Consider the following 14,232-nt stretch of genomic DNA (forward strand, 5'->3'; position numbering starts at 1 on the left):
ACCCTGCCAAAACAGGGACTTTCCGATCTCTGCCGCCGCCGGCCGGGATTTGCCGCCTCGAGGCCAAAACCGCATTGTCGGACATTCGATCTTGCCCCGCGGGCCGGCGGGGGCTTCAATGCCGGCAAATGATTGGAAGGCGTGTTCGATGGCCTTGGGGAGGCGGGCTTGAAGGTCGCGGTGGTTCTCAATCCGATCGCCGGCGGCGGCAGGCTCAAGCGGCATTGGCCCGAGGTTGCGGCGTCGCTGAAAAGACATTTCGGCGATTTCGAGCTGCGTGAAACGCAGGCCGAGGGCGATGCCGAACGGCTGGCGCTCGACCTTGCCGCCATCGGCTTCGAGTTGGTGATCGCGGCCGGCGGCGACGGCACCGCCAGCGAGGTCGCCGACGGGCTGCTGAAAGCTTTCCGAGAAAGCGGCCGGACGGCCGAGCTTGGGCTGCTGCCGTGCGGCGCCGGCATCGACTTCGCGCGCGGGCTCGGCCTGTCGAACAATGTCGACCTGACACTGAAGCGGATTGCCGAGGCCAAAGGGCGCAAGGTCGATGCCGGGTGCATCAGCTATGTCGACGACCACGGCGCGCTGGCCAGCCGCCATTTCATCAACATCGCCAGCCTCGGGCTCTCCGGCGTCACCGACCGTGCCGTCAACGCCGACAAGCGCAAGGGCAAGGTTTCGGCCAAGGCGTTGTTCTATTGGCGCACGGTCTGGGAGTTCCTCCGCTACCGCTTCCAGGACGTTGCGATCACCATCGACGACGGTGCCCCGGTCGAGGCGCGCATGGCACTGGTGGCGGTGGCCAACGGCAAATTCTTCGGCGGCGGCATGATGATCGCGCCCGATGCCGAGCTTAACGACGGCGAGTTTGACATCGTCATTCTGCGCGCCGCCGGCAAGCTGAAGCTGATCTGGGACATCCGCCTGCTCTATGGCGGGCGGCACCGCAACCATCCGGCGATCACCATCCTGCGCGGCAAGAAAGTGGTTGTCGAGCCGCTCGGCGATGTGCAAAAGAACGCCGCGCTGATCGACATAGACGGCGAATCGCCGGGTCGCATACCGGCGACCTTCGAGATCCTACCCGGCGCCTTGACGCTGAGATATTGAATCAAGGCATTGAGGGGTTGATTCAAGTTCTTTCGGCGGTGATTCCAGCGATCCGGCCAATGTGCTGAAATCGCGTGACAATTGCCTGATGTCAGGCCTCGAGCTTGGCCGGGAAACCAGGCGCGCGAAGATCGGTTCCGATCGCATCTTCCAGAAGCCTGACGATCATGGTCGACCAATTCCTTGAAACAGTGATTTTGGCAGGTGGCGGCCCATCGGCAGCGAACGTCGGTCGTTCCTGTCGGTGGTAAATCGCAAACCCTGGAGATTGGCCGAATCCCCCCCAACTTCGTCATCCCAGGGCGAAGCAGGAGCGAAGCTCCGTCGCGGAGACCCTGGGATCCATGCCGTAACCTTGATCAAAGAGTGCAGCGGAGCAGAATTTTGCACCGCAGCAGCGCTCTGAAGTCGCGGCATGGATCCCGGGGTCTGCGCCGCGTCGCTTCGCTCCTTGCTCCGCCCCAGGATGACGAAGCGATGGGCGTTTGCGCTAATCACCAAGGCATGCGGTCCGTCAACGCAAGCGACCCGTCAAATCCTCTGTGCCGAGGAACCAGGCGCCGGGCCGCGGTCGTAGACGGTGACGGCAAAGCCGTTGCGGATCAGGCTGGCGCTCACGGCATCAGCGGTGTCTGCATCATCTGCAAATGCAGGTCCTTGCCGGTCCAGGGATGCGCTTCGCAAACGGCTTCATCGAGTTCGACGCCGAGGCCGGGCTCCTTCGACGGGATGACATTGCCGTCCTGCCATTCGATCTTCTTCTTGAGCAGCTTCTCGTGAAATCCGCCCCACTGCTTCAGCGATTCCAGAATGAGGAAGTTGGGCAGCGTCACCGCGAGCTGGATGTTGGCGGCGCCGACGATCGGCCCGCAATAGCAGTGCGGCGCGATCTGGATGTGATAGGCTTCGGCCATGGCGGCGATCTTCTTGGTTTCGAGAATGCCGCCGGAGCGGCCAAGGTCCGGCTGCAGAATGGTCGCCGCGCGGTTCTCGATCACACGCGCGAATTCGAACTTGGTCGTCAGCCGCTCGCCGGTGGCTATCGGGATCGAGGTCGCACGGGCGACCTGCGCCATCACCTCGGGCATGTCGGGCGGCACCGGCTCCTCGAACCACAGCGGGTCATAAGGCTCGATGGCGCGGGCCATGCGCAGCGCCCCCGAAGCTGTGAACTGGCCGTGCGTGCCGAACAGGATATCGGCGCGGGTGCCGACCGCCTCGCGGATCGCCTTGATCATCCGGGCGGAGAGGTCGATGTCGACGAGGCGCGGCTGGTGGCCGTCGAAGGCGGTGTAGGGGCCGGCCGGGTCGAGCTTGACCGCGTTAAAACCCTGCTCGACATATTCGAGCGCGCAGGCGGCGGCCAGATCGGGGTCGTTGTAGACGTTCTTGCCGCGGGCGTCCTCGGAGTGGACGCTGCCGCTGTGCGGGTAGAGGTAGGTATAGGAACGCAGCGTTTCGTGCACCTGGCCACCAAGCAGCTTGTAGACCGGCTTGCCGGCCTCCTTGCCGATGATGTCCCAGCAGGCGATTTCGAGCGCCGAGAAACAGCCCATGCCCGACACGTCGGGGCGCTGGGTGAAGCCTGACGAATAGGCGCGGCGGAAGAAGTTTTCGACGTCGTGCGGATCGCGGCCGACGAGATAGCGCTCTGCCATGTCCTCGACCATTTTTGCGGTGACATGGGCCGAGAAGGTAGCGTTGTAAGCTTCGCCATAGCCGACGATGCCGCCATCGGTGGTGAGCTTGACGAAGATGAAATACTTGCCGCCGATGCCGGGCGGCGGATTGCCGACCACCCAGGTCTTGACGTCGGTGATTTTCATTTCTGATCCTCCAGAACCAGTTCGGCGCCCTTCCATCCGGTCATGATCGCGGCGGCGTTGGTGTTGCCGGTTATGTTGTCGGGAAAGATCGAGGCATCGATGACGCGCAACGCCTGGATGCCGTGTACCTTGAGGCGCGGATCGACGACGGCGTGCGCCGCGTCCGGCCCCATGCGGCAGGTCGAGACCGGGTGATAGACGGTGCCCGAGCGCTTCCTGAAATCCTGAATGAGATCCGCGTCGGAGGTGATCGAGGGACCGGGCAAAACCTCTTCCTCGATGATCTCGGCCATCGCCGGCATCGAGGCGATCTTCCTGACGAATTTCACCGCCGCCAGCATTTCAGCGACGTCCGCCTCGGTCGAAAAGGCATTGGCGACGATTTTGGGATAATCGCGCGGATTGGCGGAGCGGATCATGATTTCGCCGCGGCTCGATGGACGGCAATTGGACAGCCCGATGGAAAAGCCCGGCCATGGATCGGGCGTCAGGATCGGGCGTTCGCCGCTCTTCGGAATGACGGTCGAAAACGCCTGGAAATAGAGCTGCATGTTGGGCCGTGCCGCGGCCGGATCGGTGCGAAAGAAGCCGCCGGCATTGTTCATCGACAGCGACAGCGGGCCCGACCGCAAAAACACGTATTGCATGCCGACCAGCAGCTTGCCCCACCACGGGCGCAGGATCTGGTTGAGCGTCGGCAGCCTGCCCTTGAACGTGTAGTTGATGCCGACATGGTCCTGCAGGTTTGCCCCGACATTCTCGTTGGCGTGAACGACGGGAATGCCGAGCGCGCCAAGAAGCGCCGACGGGCCGATGCCTGAAAGCTGTAGCAATTGGGGCGAATTGACCGAGCCGCCCGACAGGATGATCTCGCGGCCGGCGCGGGCGGTTTTCGTCGCGCCATTCTGGAGATACTCGACACCGACGGCACGCTTGCTTTCGAACAGGATCTTTGTCGCCAGCGCGTTGATCTCGACGCGGACATTTTTGCGCTTCATCGCCGGGCGCAGGAAGGCGCGCGCCGCCGACATGCGGCGGCCGTTCCTGGTGGTGATCTGGTAGACGCCGACGCCTTCCTGCGAGGCGCCGTTGAAATCCGGGTTGAGCGGCAGGCCGGCCTGGTTGGCGGCGGCGAGATAGCGCTTGGTGAGCGGATGGACGGAGGTCGAGCAGTCGGTGACATGCAGCGGCCCGCCGACGCCGCGCCATTGGTCGGCGCCCGCCTGGTTATCCTCCAGTGCCTTGAACGCAGGCAGCAGGTCATCGAAGCCCCAGCCGGGGTTGCCGGCATCCCGCCAGGCATCGAAATCCTCGCGCGCGCCCCTGATCCAGACCATGGCGTTGATCGAACTCGAGCCGCCGAGCAGCTTGCCGCGCGGCCAGTGGTCGACATTGCCGGCGAGGCCGGGGTCCGGCTCGGCCTTGTAGTTCCAGTTGACCGCCGGGTCGAAGAAGGTCTTGCCGTATCCGAGCGGCATCTGCACGTAGAAGCGGCGGTCGCTGCCGCCGGCTTCCAGCACCAGCACCGAGAAGCGGCCGGAAGCCGACAGTCTCTCGGCCAGGACCGAGCCGGCCGAACCGGAGCCGACGATGATGAAATCATAGGTCTGCATGGTGGATTGGGCGGCTCCGGAATTCGGCCTCTAACCTAGACTCGCGCGCGGCGCGGCGTCGCCGGGTCTTCCGGCATCTGATGTGAAAAAAGCGACTGGCGCGATGCTCGGAGTTTTCATCCAGCGGTGATTAGCCGTCCAGTCTTCGTTTGGTCAATTCGACTTGATAGACGCTTCGCGGATGTCGATTGCGTCGCCATATGTTGAGAGATGTAACCAGCGCCAAATACCCGAATATTGCAAGCAGGCCCCACAAAATTCCAAGCACATTGATCGAGACAAAAATAACCACAAATCCAACTGCAGCCACGGTGTAATATAAGACCGAGGCCCAGACATACTTATCCATTTGAGAGCTACTCATCTATCAGTCCTGGTTAGACGATTCGGTTCATCCGTTGTCGAGAATCTGCGGCCGATCGGCGATCTGACACTCAGGACGCTGGCCATGCCTTCGCTGTGCTTTGTCGACAAGCCGTCCAACCATTACAGGCGATGATCGGCAATCTACCTGAAATCATAGCGCACGATCGGGCGGGCCGGCGTCCTGCGAGCGACGACCCTGAACCCGGCGCGCGCGAAGGTGGAGGCATATCCGCTGCCGGAAGCACTCGGCGATACGTCCGCGTCGAAAGGATAGGCTTCGAGCGCAGGAGCATTTGCGCGCCTCGCGAGTTCCAGTGCCTCTGCTATCAGCTGGAATGTTACGCCCCGCCTGCGGTATCGTTTTCGCACGTACAGGCAGGACAAGGACCAGACCGGCGCATCATCCACACGCTTGAGCTGCCACAGCCGATCGAGCCAGGGCAGGGCATCTCGCGGCGTCACCCGGCACCAGCCGACAGCCGTATCGCCGTCGAAGGCGAGGATGCCTGGAGGCGGACCATGCTGGACGGCTTGCCGGAACGCTGCCTTGTTTTCCTCGCCGGGTCTCTTTCGGTAAGAACGACCGATCCGCCCATACATACACCAACAGCGACTGCAGACGGCGCTGTCACCGAACAGGTCCTCGAGCGCCGGCCACAGATCGGGCGTTAATGGGCGAAAGCCAAGTTCCATGTCAGCCGTCATCCGCTATTGATATTGCCCAGTCTAGCCTGCACTGCGCGCTAGCGCATCATAGGTTGCGGTCCATGCGGGGATGTTCAAACCGGGGTTTCACTCAGCGTCCCTGTCGTGCTCCATCTCAGCGCAGAAAACCAAGCACGGCCTCCATGAACTCGGTGGGGTACTCGACATTCGACAAGTGGACCGCGGGCAGGACAACCAGTTTCGCGCCGGGCACCGTCGCCGCGATCAACTCGCTATGGCTGGCGGCTGTCACAGTGTCGTGCCGGCCGGCGATCACCAACGTTGGCCTGGAAATCAGCGCTGCGGTTCGGCGAAGGTCCGCATCGCGAACCGCCGCGAACAGACCAGCCAAGCCTTGCCGGTCGATAGCCAGCAGCATGGCGCGAAATTCCTCGATGACGGGCTCGTTGGCCGCCAGCATACGCGCAGGGAACCAGTTGCCCAGGAACATCTCGGCGGTTTCCGCCATGTCCGGCGCCTGCAGCACGGCGGCAATCCGCTCGTCAAACTGCTTTGCCGGTCCGAGGTAGGACGAGGTGTTGCTCAGGATCAAGCGTTCGATCCGCTCGGGCGCGTGGATGCCGAGCCACTGCCCGACGAAGCCGCCCAACGACAGACCGAGGAAGTGTACGCGTTCAATGGCCAAGGCATCGAGCAGCTCGATCACGTCGCGGCCAAGCCGGTCGAGCGAATAAGCACCGGCCGGAACGCTTGACCCTCCGTGGCCGCGAAAATCATAACGCAGAACACGGAAATGCTTCGACAGCTCGTTGACCTGCATGTCCCACATCCGCAGTGTGGTGGCGATGGAATTCGACAGCATCAGCACGGGGTTCCCGGCGTCGCCGTCGATGCGGTAGGCGATGCGTGTGCCATCGCCGACGGTCACGAAATCCAGCTCATTCATGGTGAATACACCTTCCTTCTTGGAGCGTTGAATGTGGCAAAGCCTAGTTGCGGCGCGCTTTTGATGATATTACAAAGATAGGACTATCTCTGTAATAGAAGCTGACATGGCCGAATTCACCCTGCACGACCTGCAATGCTTCGATGCCGTGGTCCGCTGCGGCGGCTTTCAGCCTGCGGCGGCCATGCTGCATCGCTCGCACCCGGCGGTGTTCGCAGCCGTTGCAAAGCTGGAGCGGCAACTCGACCTCGTTCTCTTGGATCGCAGCGGCTATCGCGTGCGCCCCACCGAGGCAGGGCTGTCGTTCCATCGCAGGGCACAATCGCTGCTGCGCGAGCTCGAGGGCTTGCGGCTTCATGCTGCTCAGCTGTCAATGGGCGAAGAAAGCGAGATCCATGTGGTGATCGGCGACCTGTGCCCGCGCCCGCAGGCACTGGGCATGCTCGGACGGTTCTTCGCCCAGTGTCCGGGCACACGCCTGCACCTGCATTTCGAGGCGGTGGGCGGCCCGTGGGAGCGCCTCTTCGATGACGAAGCCGATTTGATCCTGCACTGGATCGACAAGAGCGATCCGCGGGTGGAATGGATCGATCTGTGCAAGGTGCCATTCGTTCCCGTAGTGGCGTCGGGCTTTCTACCGGAGCGCATCAAGCACCCCATCACGCCGGATCAGATGCACGCGTTCACCCAATGTGTCATGCGCGACACGGCCCGCCATTCACCGCAACAAGACTACTTCATGATCGAGGGTGCGCCTCAATGCATGGTGGCCGACCAGGGGATGAAGAAGGAAATCATCCTGCAGGGCCTCGCGTGGGGCCACATGCCCCGCTTCCTGATCGAGGATGAGCTGCGCGACGGACGCCTGCAATCCGTTGCCGGCCGTCATCTGCCAGGCCGCACCGAGGAGTTGGTGGTGGCGCGCCGCCGCGACCGGCCGCACGGGCCGATCTCGAACCGGCTGTGGGATCATATCGAGCAAGAGGCGCCGACGTTGCGCCGAGCGCTCGAACCCCGGCAACCTGTCCAGTAGGCGGCCAAGCCGGGGCTCAGCGAGGCCGTTCGGAGGGCCAAACCAGCGGCCTTACCCACTTAAGTTCACTGCTGCATAATCTGCAGCAGTGAACTGCATCCCATCGCTATTCCCGCAGTTTGTGAGGCGCATTATTGATGTCGCAAGGAGTTCGCCGTGAACAGCGCCGACCCGCCCGAAGGTCTTCCATTTCCATGGAGTGGTCCGAGCGGTCGGCATCCGCCCTGCGGCGATCCCGTACCCTGCGCCCAGCTTTCAGCTGCAATTCGAAAGACAAGACCATGAATATCAACCGTCGAACGTTCGGTATCGGCACCTTTAGTGCCGGCGCCCTGCTACTTCCCCCGATCAGCCTCTTTGGGAGCAACGCTGCGGCTATCGCCGCCCCGTCTCCGGCTTCGCTTGCGAGCGCCCACAGGTTCATGCTCGGCGACCTCGAGATCACAGCACTGAGCGACGGCTACCTCAATCTCGGCCTCGAACTCTTCCCTTCCGCAGATACCGCTGCCGCCGAAGCGCTGCTGGCAAAGGCATTCCTGCCAAAACCACTCCCGACCTCGGTCAATGCTTACCTTGTCACCAAAGGCGACAGACGGGTACTGATCGATACCGGCACGGCATCGGCGCTGGGGCCCATACTGGGACATATACCCGAGGCGCTCGCCGCCGCTGGCGTCGGGCCGGAAGAAATCGACACGATAATCATCACCCACCTCCATCCCGACCATGCCAACGGCCTTGTCGGTATTGGCGGCACGGCCGCCTTCCCGGCAGCGGAGGTCGTGGTTGCCGCGCCGGAATTCGCTTTCTGGCACGATGACGGGATACGGTTCAAGGCGCCCGACCAGATGAAGCCGTACTTCGAAATAGCGCGCAAATCGCTGCTGCCTTACCATGGCAAGGTCCGGAAGATCAAAGGCGAGGTCGAGATCGCGCCCGGGATCAGCGCGTTGCCTGCGCCTGGACACACGCCGGGGCATCTCGCGCTTCGAATTGGCTCTGGTGATGCCAACCTGCTGCTCTTGACTGACGTAATCCACGCCTCCGCGCTGCAATTTGCGCATCCGGAATGGGCAATCGCCTTCGACGTGGACCAGGAGGCCGCAATCGCCACGCGCAAGAAGGTGCTCGACATGGTGTCGGCGGATGGCCTGCTCGTCGCGGGTATGCACCTGCCCTTCCCAGGCATCGGTCATGTCATCCGCGACGGCAACGCCTACGCCTACGTCCCGACACCCTGGCCCGCTTTGTGAAGCACGGCTATCGGCGAGGGCTTGGTTCTGTCGCGCCATCGGGCGCGCCAGCCTTCTCACCTCGGCCATAGAATGCAATCCTACTGGTTGGGCTCGTCTAGCTGCGCACAGCATCCTTTCAACACCGTCGACCGATACCCGAACTGCAGGCCGCGACACCATTCAATGGCGTTGACCTGTCCGTGCCGCGACGGTACGGGGTCTGGGCGATCGGTTCGAGAGGATTGGCCAATGGTGCATTATGCGGACGGGCGGCCGATCGGCGATCTTACGCTCAGGACGCTGGCTATGCCTTCGGACGCCAATGCGGCAGGCGACATTTTTGGCGGCTGGGTGATGGCGCAGATGGATCTCGCCTGCGGCATCCGCGCCGCCGAGCGCGCCAAGGGCCGCGTGGTGACGGCGGCGGTGAAGGAAATGTCCTTCGCCAAACCGATGAAGATCGGCGACACGCTGTGCATCTATACGCATGTCGAACGCGTCGGCCGCACCTCGATGACGCTCAAGGTCGAGGCCTGGGCGCAGCGCTATCTCTCCGACCTGATGGAGAAGGTCACCCATGCCGACTTCGTCATGGTGGCGCTGGACGGCGAAGGCAAGCCGAAGGCGGTTCCGGCCGAAGGCTGACCCGGCCTGATTCCAGAAGACGGATTTAGACAGCAGTCTCTCCCGCGCGGGGGATGCGGACAGCGATCCCGCGTGGTCTTTGACCGACGGGTTCCCGCATGCGCGCCTGCAGCGCGACCGACGGGATCTTGGGAGGAAAGACAATGCGTCAACACATGCTGAACGCTGCCCTGGCGAGTGCCTTTGCAGCCTTGCTCTGCCTGTCGTCAGCAAGCGCCTTTGCCGAGGTCAAAAAAGGCGATCCAGGCGCCACCTGCACGTCGGAAAATCGCACAATCAACGGGCAGGCGGCCAAGTGCGAGATCTGCTCGGCGACGAAATGCGACACCAGCGGCACGACGGTGAGCAATTGCCGCAAGGAGACGACCACGACCTGCACGATTGGCGGCAAGGTGGTCAGTCCCAACCCGAAATGGAACCGGATCGAGAAGCTGCCGAAGAGCAAGATGCAGTTACAGCAGTAGGGCTCGTCCGGAGCATCCCCGACAGCTTCAAACCCTTGCAGCGCAAGGGTTCAGCTGTGCATGGCGTCGAATTTTTCTCGCGCGGCCTTGACGCGCTCCGTGTTCTTGCGTGCCCATTCGCCGAGCGCATCGACCGGCACCAGCAGCTCGTAGCCAAGATCGGTCAATTCGTAGTCGACCCGCGGCGGGATGGTCGGGAATACGGTGCGGGTGACGAAGCCGTCGCGCTCGAGCCCGCGCAAGGTGGTGGTCAGCATCTTTTGCGAAATGCCGCCGACCGCGCTGCGCAACTCGTTGAAACGCAGCGGCCCGTTGCCGAGTTTGCCAACGACGAGCACAGTCCATTTGTCACCGACGCGCTGCAGGATTTCCGAGACGGCGCGGCAGTCCTCGGTGCGGTGCGGGTGCCTTGGTAACAAAAAAGTGCCTCCTTGCACATTGAGCGGCCGGTTACTCATATAGCTCAGGTATCTAAACGATACCAGTATTGCTGTAAGGAGAGCCCCTCTATGTCAAAACCCAAAATCGCCATCGTCATTGGTTCGACCCGCGCCGCGCGCTTTGCCGACGTCCCGGCCCAATGGATTGCCAGGATCGCCAAGTCGCATGCCGATATCGACGTCGAAGTCGTCGACCTGCGCGATTTCCCGCTGCCGTTCTTCGATGAGGTCGCATCCTCCGCCTGGGCGCCGTCGCAGAACGAAGTGGCGCAGCGCTGGCAAAAGAAGGTCGCCGGATTCGACGGCTTCATCTTCACCGCCGCCGAATACAATCATGGCCCGACGGCCGTTCTGAAGAACGCCATCGACTACGCCGCCAACGAGTGGAACAAGAAGCCGGCCGGCTTCGTCGGGTATGGCAGCGTCGGTGGCGCGCGCGCGGTCGAGCAGCTGAGGCTGCATGCGGTCGAGTTGCAGATGGCGCCGGTGAAGTCCGCCGTACACATCTCCTGGGCCGATTTCCTTGCGGTCAAGCAAGGCGACAAGAAGCTCGACGAGTTCGAGCACCTCAACCAGGCGGCAACCGCGCTGGTCAACGACATTGCATGGTGGGCGAGGGTGCTGAAGACGGCGCGTCAGGCCGATGCCGTCGCCGAGGAAGTCAAGGCGGCCTGAGCATAGGTTCGAACAGTCCTCCCAAGGATTAATTCTCCCAAGCATTGGGGCGGCGCATGCGCCGCCCCTTTTGTTTCACACGGCATGGGCGTCCTGCGCTTGCCGTGGCCTGATGATGCAATCGGCAAGGCGGTCCATCTCGTTCAGCTCGTCGGCGTGATGCTGGCCCCACTTGCAAAGTGCCAGCAGGATCGGCTCGAGGCTGAGGCCGAGCCGCGTCGCCGAATACTCGACGCGCGAGGGGATCTCGGCAAAGATCTCGCGGCGGACGAGGCCGTGCTCTTCCATTTCGCGAAGCTGCTGGATCAGCACTTTCTGGGTAATGCCGGGCATCAGCGCCTGCAGCGCCGACAGCCGCCGGGGCCTGTCGAAGAGATGGTACAGGATGACGGCCTTCCAGCGGCCCGAAATCACTTTCAGCGCGCGCTCCGCCGGCAGCATCGGCAGCCTCTTGATCAGCTTGGTCATGGTCACCTCCCGGTCAGCAGCGGACAAATCGGTGTGTAGTCGAAGCCAGGCAGATAGTGGCAAACAGCGGCCGATGCCAACAGCAATCGGTGCCTGCGATGAGAGCTATTCAACTGAACCGTTTCGGCGAGGCCGACGTTCTCGAGATAGTCGCGGTGCCGAAGCCTGAGCCGCAAGCCGGCGAGGTCCTGGTCCGCGTTCATGCGGCCGGGGTGAATTTCTTCGAAGTGCTGATGCGCGCGGATCGCTATGCGGTGACGCCGCAGCTGCCGATGATCCCTGGTGTCGAGGCCGCCGGGATCGTGGAGGCGCTTGGGCATGGGGTGGAGGCTTCCTTGCTCGGCATGCGCGTCGCTGCGCCGTTGTTCGCCTCAAGCCAGCCGTTTGGCGGCTATGCCGAGTATGTGACGATCGACGCAAGCCTGGCCGTGCCGCTGCCGGATGCGCTCTCGTTCGAAGACGCGACGGCATTGATGGTGCAAGGGCTGACGGCGCTGCATCTATCGCGGCAAAGCCGGCCGGCCGGCAAATCGGTGCTGGTCGCCGCTGCCGCGGGTGGCGTCGGTTCGTTGCTCGTCCAGCTTGCCAAGCGCGCCGGCGCGAGCCGTGTCATCGCGGCAGCCGGCAGCAAGGCCAAGCTCGATCTTGCTTTGTCGCTGGGAGCCGATGCCGCCGTCGACTACAGCAACGCGGATTGGCCCGAGCACGCCCGGGCAGCGACAGGTGGCGCTGGCGTCGACATCATCTACGACATCGTCGGCGGCCCGCTGACGGCGGCCGCGCTCGAGGCCCTGGCGCCTTGCGGAGAGCTGGTGTTTGCCGCCCTTGGCAGATACGCGCTCGGCGCCCCGGAGATGGAGGCGATGATCGGCCGCAACCAGTCGCTGAGGGGTTTTGCCCTGCTTCCGTTGCTGTCTACGAACGGGCTCCGTGACGGCCTTTTGGAACTTTTCGATCTGGCCGCTGGTGGTCAGCTTGTGGTGACCAAAGGTGGCCGCTTCCCACTCGACCAGGCCAGCCACGCACACCGCCTGCTGGAGGAGCGCGGCGCAACCGGCAAGGTCGTCTTGATACCTTAGCAGGTGGTCGGCAAGGAGCCGAGGATCCGGGCTTGTGCCGTACAGGCCGTCAGCGAACCCGGTAGAACGGATTAGGCAGCAGGAACAGCTTCTCGGCATGCCCCCCGAACAGGTCGGATGGCTGGTCACCGACATTGGCAATTATCGTGTAGCCGGCCTTTTCGATTTCGGCCCTTATGGGTGCCTTGAAATCTGCTGCGGAGCCGTATTTGGCCCCAGGCTGGACCATGTAAAGGTGCTCATAGCCGGCATAGCCGGCCGACTGCAGGTTCTGTTCGGTTGCCTGACGTTGGTCCTCCGGACGTCCGGTGATGAAGAACACCGCGACTTTCGCCGTTCGCGCCTGCCGGAAAACCTCCAGCACAGGGTCGATAGCCGGATCCTTCGCAAGCTGATCCCAGGCGGCCCAGCCACAGGGGCCGTCGATTGCGATGTCGCAGGCGCCGCCGATCGGGCGGCCGAAATTGTCACGTGTGATCACTTCCCAGTTGGCCAACGCCGTCTCGTCGATGTCGAGCACCAGTGCGGGGCGAGGCACCTCCATTGCGCGCTTGACGACCCAGTCGCCTGCCTGCTTCGCCACAGCGGCAAGGTCGCGATCATAGTCGCCGGAATCATGATAATTGGCAGCCGCCAGCATCGCATCGCCGACATTGGCTGGCTGGGACGGGCTTGTGAGAAGGAGCGAGTCGGAACGCGCCGGCCCAGGAACATTTGTGCCGATCATCAGCACGATTGCCCCGACACGCGCAATTCTATTCCAACCAATCGCCCGCATCACGAGACTTTGCAGTCACGAGAAGTCGGCTGTCAAGCGAGGTCTTCCACAGGTCCTCGAGACTGCGACGCTGAATTGGACATTCCAGATGCCGAATGTCTCTATGGGTTGCTGCACGCTACACGATTTCCGCCGTCGCGGTCTTTGCCCCCGACAGGTGACGCACCGCCGGAACCGCCGGTCGAAATGCGTCACCCGAAAAATCATGCCGTTACGCGCTTTGCCGTGCCTACGCCGCCTGAACGATCTTGACCAGTTCAACGTCGAACACCAGATCCCGTCCCGCCAAAGGATGATTGCCGTCGAGCTTGACGCTGGTGTCGTCCACGCCGACGACTGTTACCGGCATCGGGCGCCCCTCTGCGGTTCTGACCTGCAATCGAGTGCCGATATCGACGTTGATGTTGTCTGGCACGCGGGCGCGGTCGACGGTCATCACCGCTTCGGGGCGGTGGGGGCCATAGGCGGCGTCGGCGGGAATGGTGACGGTGCTTTTCGCGCCCACCTCCATACCCTCGACATGGGTTTCGAGACCGGCGATCACTTGTCCTTCACCCAACGTGAATTGCAGCGGTTCGTTGCCGGAAGAATCGAACTGAGTGCCGTCAGCCAGGCGGCCATTGTAATTGATGCGCACGGTGTCGCCATTCTTGGCCTGTGTCATGATAGCCATCCTTTGAAAGTTTCGAGGGGCCGGCCAGAGCTCACAGTCCCGTCCTCGATCATCCACGCACTCGGGTGCGCGGCGCGAAACGCTAAAACTAGGGACCTGGCTGCCGATGTAAACCCCGATTGGGCTACGCCGGCATGATCCGCCAGCGTTCGTCGCCTTCGGCAGGAGTGCGCCGGACTAGCGGGTCATGCCGACTCAACCCATTCAGGCGGCGTGCA

At 62.8% G+C, this 14,232-nt stretch carries 15 protein-coding genes; 7 read left to right on the forward strand and 8 right to left on the reverse strand.

Annotated elements, in window-relative coordinates:
• The first annotated feature begins 168 nt into the window (after positions 1-168).
• Positions 169-1,107 carry a diacylglycerol/lipid kinase family protein gene (locus tag NKH80_RS19675; protein WP_352506695.1) on the forward strand — a complete coding sequence of 313 codons (939 nt, stop codon included), beginning with the start codon at positions 169-171 and terminating at the stop codon, positions 1,105-1,107.
• A gap of 614 nt (positions 1,108-1,721) precedes the next feature.
• On the opposite strand, the gene NKH80_RS19680 is transcribed toward NKH80_RS19675, so the two are convergent.
• From NKH80_RS19680 to NKH80_RS19695, 4 genes are all read right to left on the reverse strand, one after another.
• Positions 1,722-2,933, reverse strand: coding sequence for a mandelate racemase/muconate lactonizing enzyme family protein (locus NKH80_RS19680; RefSeq protein WP_352993032.1), 1,212 nt, complete (start codon positions 2,931-2,933; stop codon positions 1,722-1,724).
• Positions 2,930-4,546 (reverse strand): GMC family oxidoreductase, encoded by a 1,617-nt coding sequence (locus NKH80_RS19685; protein ID WP_352506697.1) that lies wholly within the window; start codon positions 4,544-4,546, stop codon positions 2,930-2,932. The genes NKH80_RS19680 and NKH80_RS19685 overlap by 4 nt, the downstream gene beginning before the upstream one ends.
• A gap of 507 nt (positions 4,547-5,053) precedes the next feature.
• Positions 5,054-5,605 carry a GNAT family N-acetyltransferase gene (locus tag NKH80_RS19690; protein ID WP_352506698.1) on the reverse strand — a complete coding sequence of 184 codons (552 nt, stop codon included), beginning with the start codon at positions 5,603-5,605 and terminating at the stop codon, positions 5,054-5,056.
• 127 nt (positions 5,606-5,732) lie between these two features.
• On the reverse strand, positions 5,733-6,524 hold the full coding sequence (locus NKH80_RS19695; protein WP_352993035.1) for an alpha/beta fold hydrolase: 792 nt from the start codon (positions 6,522-6,524) through the stop codon (positions 5,733-5,735).
• A 106-nt stretch (positions 6,525-6,630) separates the two neighbouring features.
• Here NKH80_RS19695 and NKH80_RS19700 point away from each other — a divergent pair, with 106 nt between their 5' ends.
• The 4 genes from NKH80_RS19700 (at position 6,631) to NKH80_RS19715 (ending at position 9,901) form a co-directional block, all read left to right on the forward strand.
• Positions 6,631-7,557, forward strand: a complete 927-nt coding sequence (locus NKH80_RS19700; protein WP_352506700.1) for a LysR family transcriptional regulator — start codon at positions 6,631-6,633, stop codon at positions 7,555-7,557.
• Positions 7,558-7,838: 281 nt separating this feature from the next.
• Positions 7,839-8,810: an MBL fold metallo-hydrolase gene (locus tag NKH80_RS19705; RefSeq protein ID WP_352737747.1), complete on the forward strand. Its 972-nt coding sequence runs from the start codon at positions 7,839-7,841 to the stop codon at positions 8,808-8,810.
• Positions 8,811-9,041: 231 nt separating this feature from the next.
• Complete coding sequence (locus NKH80_RS19710) at positions 9,042-9,437, forward strand: acyl-CoA thioesterase (protein WP_023678380.1); 396 nt, start codon at positions 9,042-9,044, stop codon at positions 9,435-9,437.
• A 143-nt stretch (positions 9,438-9,580) separates the two neighbouring features.
• A complete protein-coding gene (locus NKH80_RS19715) occupies positions 9,581-9,901 on the forward strand; it encodes a hypothetical protein (RefSeq protein ID WP_352737748.1) in 321 nt (106 codons plus the stop codon).
• A gap of 50 nt (positions 9,902-9,951) precedes the next feature.
• Here the strand turns inward: NKH80_RS19715 and NKH80_RS19720 are convergent, their stop codons facing one another.
• Complete coding sequence (locus NKH80_RS19720; protein WP_254819229.1) at positions 9,952-10,320, reverse strand: winged helix-turn-helix transcriptional regulator; 369 nt, start codon at positions 10,318-10,320, stop codon at positions 9,952-9,954.
• Positions 10,321-10,410: 90 nt separating this feature from the next.
• On the opposite strand from NKH80_RS19720, the gene NKH80_RS19725 reads away from it, so the two are divergent.
• On the forward strand, positions 10,411-11,016 hold the full coding sequence (locus NKH80_RS19725; RefSeq protein ID WP_352477902.1) for an NADPH-dependent FMN reductase: 606 nt from the start codon (positions 10,411-10,413) through the stop codon (positions 11,014-11,016).
• 75 nt (positions 11,017-11,091) lie between these two features.
• On the opposite strand, the gene NKH80_RS19730 is transcribed toward NKH80_RS19725, so the two are convergent.
• Positions 11,092-11,484 carry a winged helix-turn-helix transcriptional regulator gene (locus NKH80_RS19730; RefSeq protein ID WP_352646532.1) on the reverse strand — a complete coding sequence of 131 codons (393 nt, stop codon included), beginning with the start codon at positions 11,482-11,484 and terminating at the stop codon, positions 11,092-11,094.
• Positions 11,485-11,582: 98 nt separating this feature from the next.
• On the opposite strand from NKH80_RS19730, the gene NKH80_RS19735 reads away from it, so the two are divergent.
• Entirely contained in the window at positions 11,583-12,563 is a 981-nt protein-coding gene (locus NKH80_RS19735; RefSeq protein ID WP_352993037.1) for a quinone oxidoreductase family protein, read from the forward strand.
• 49 nt (positions 12,564-12,612) lie between these two features.
• On the opposite strand, the gene NKH80_RS19740 is transcribed toward NKH80_RS19735, so the two are convergent.
• Together NKH80_RS19740 and NKH80_RS19745 are read right to left on the reverse strand one after the other, a co-directional pair.
• Complete coding sequence (locus NKH80_RS19740) at positions 12,613-13,290, reverse strand: HAD family acid phosphatase (protein ID WP_352506708.1); 678 nt, start codon at positions 13,288-13,290, stop codon at positions 12,613-12,615.
• A 280-nt stretch (positions 13,291-13,570) separates the two neighbouring features.
• Complete coding sequence (locus NKH80_RS19745) at positions 13,571-14,005, reverse strand: FKBP-type peptidyl-prolyl cis-trans isomerase (RefSeq protein WP_352993039.1); 435 nt, start codon at positions 14,003-14,005, stop codon at positions 13,571-13,573.
• Positions 14,006-14,232: the final 227 nt, after the last annotated feature.

Source organism: Mesorhizobium sp. M0904 (genome assembly GCF_040319475.1).
Classification (GTDB): domain Bacteria; phylum Pseudomonadota; class Alphaproteobacteria; order Rhizobiales; family Rhizobiaceae; genus Mesorhizobium.

Bases quoted from the DNA above. Each gene is read 5' to 3' on its own strand.
- NKH80_RS19705 (WP_352737747.1), top strand. From the start codon at position 7,839: ATGAATATCAACCGTCGAACGTTCGGTATCGGCACCTTTAGTGCCGGC.
- NKH80_RS19745 (WP_352993039.1), bottom strand. From the start codon at position 14,005: ATGACACAGGCCAAGAATGGCGACACCGTGCGCATCAATTACAATGGC.
- NKH80_RS19725 (WP_352477902.1), top strand. From the start codon at position 10,411: ATGTCAAAACCCAAAATCGCCATCGTCATTGGTTCGACCCGCGCCGCG.
- NKH80_RS19680 (WP_352993032.1), bottom strand. From the start codon at position 2,933: ATGAAAATCACCGACGTCAAGACCTGGGTGGTCGGCAATCCGCCGCCC.
- NKH80_RS19700 (WP_352506700.1), top strand. From the start codon at position 6,631: ATGGCCGAATTCACCCTGCACGACCTGCAATGCTTCGATGCCGTGGTC.
- NKH80_RS19740 (WP_352506708.1), bottom strand. From the start codon at position 13,290: ATGATCGGCACAAATGTTCCTGGGCCGGCGCGTTCCGACTCGCTCCTT.
- NKH80_RS19730 (WP_352646532.1), bottom strand. From the start codon at position 11,484: ATGACCAAGCTGATCAAGAGGCTGCCGATGCTGCCGGCGGAGCGCGCG.
- NKH80_RS19735 (WP_352993037.1), top strand. From the start codon at position 11,583: ATGAGAGCTATTCAACTGAACCGTTTCGGCGAGGCCGACGTTCTCGAG.
- NKH80_RS19715 (WP_352737748.1), top strand. From the start codon at position 9,581: ATGCGTCAACACATGCTGAACGCTGCCCTGGCGAGTGCCTTTGCAGCC.
- NKH80_RS19710 (WP_023678380.1), top strand. From the start codon at position 9,042: ATGGTGCATTATGCGGACGGGCGGCCGATCGGCGATCTTACGCTCAGG.
- NKH80_RS19695 (WP_352993035.1), bottom strand. From the start codon at position 6,524: ATGAATGAGCTGGATTTCGTGACCGTCGGCGATGGCACACGCATCGCC.
- NKH80_RS19690 (WP_352506698.1), bottom strand. From the start codon at position 5,605: ATGGAACTTGGCTTTCGCCCATTAACGCCCGATCTGTGGCCGGCGCTC.
- NKH80_RS19685 (WP_352506697.1), bottom strand. From the start codon at position 4,546: ATGCAGACCTATGATTTCATCATCGTCGGCTCCGGTTCGGCCGGCTCG.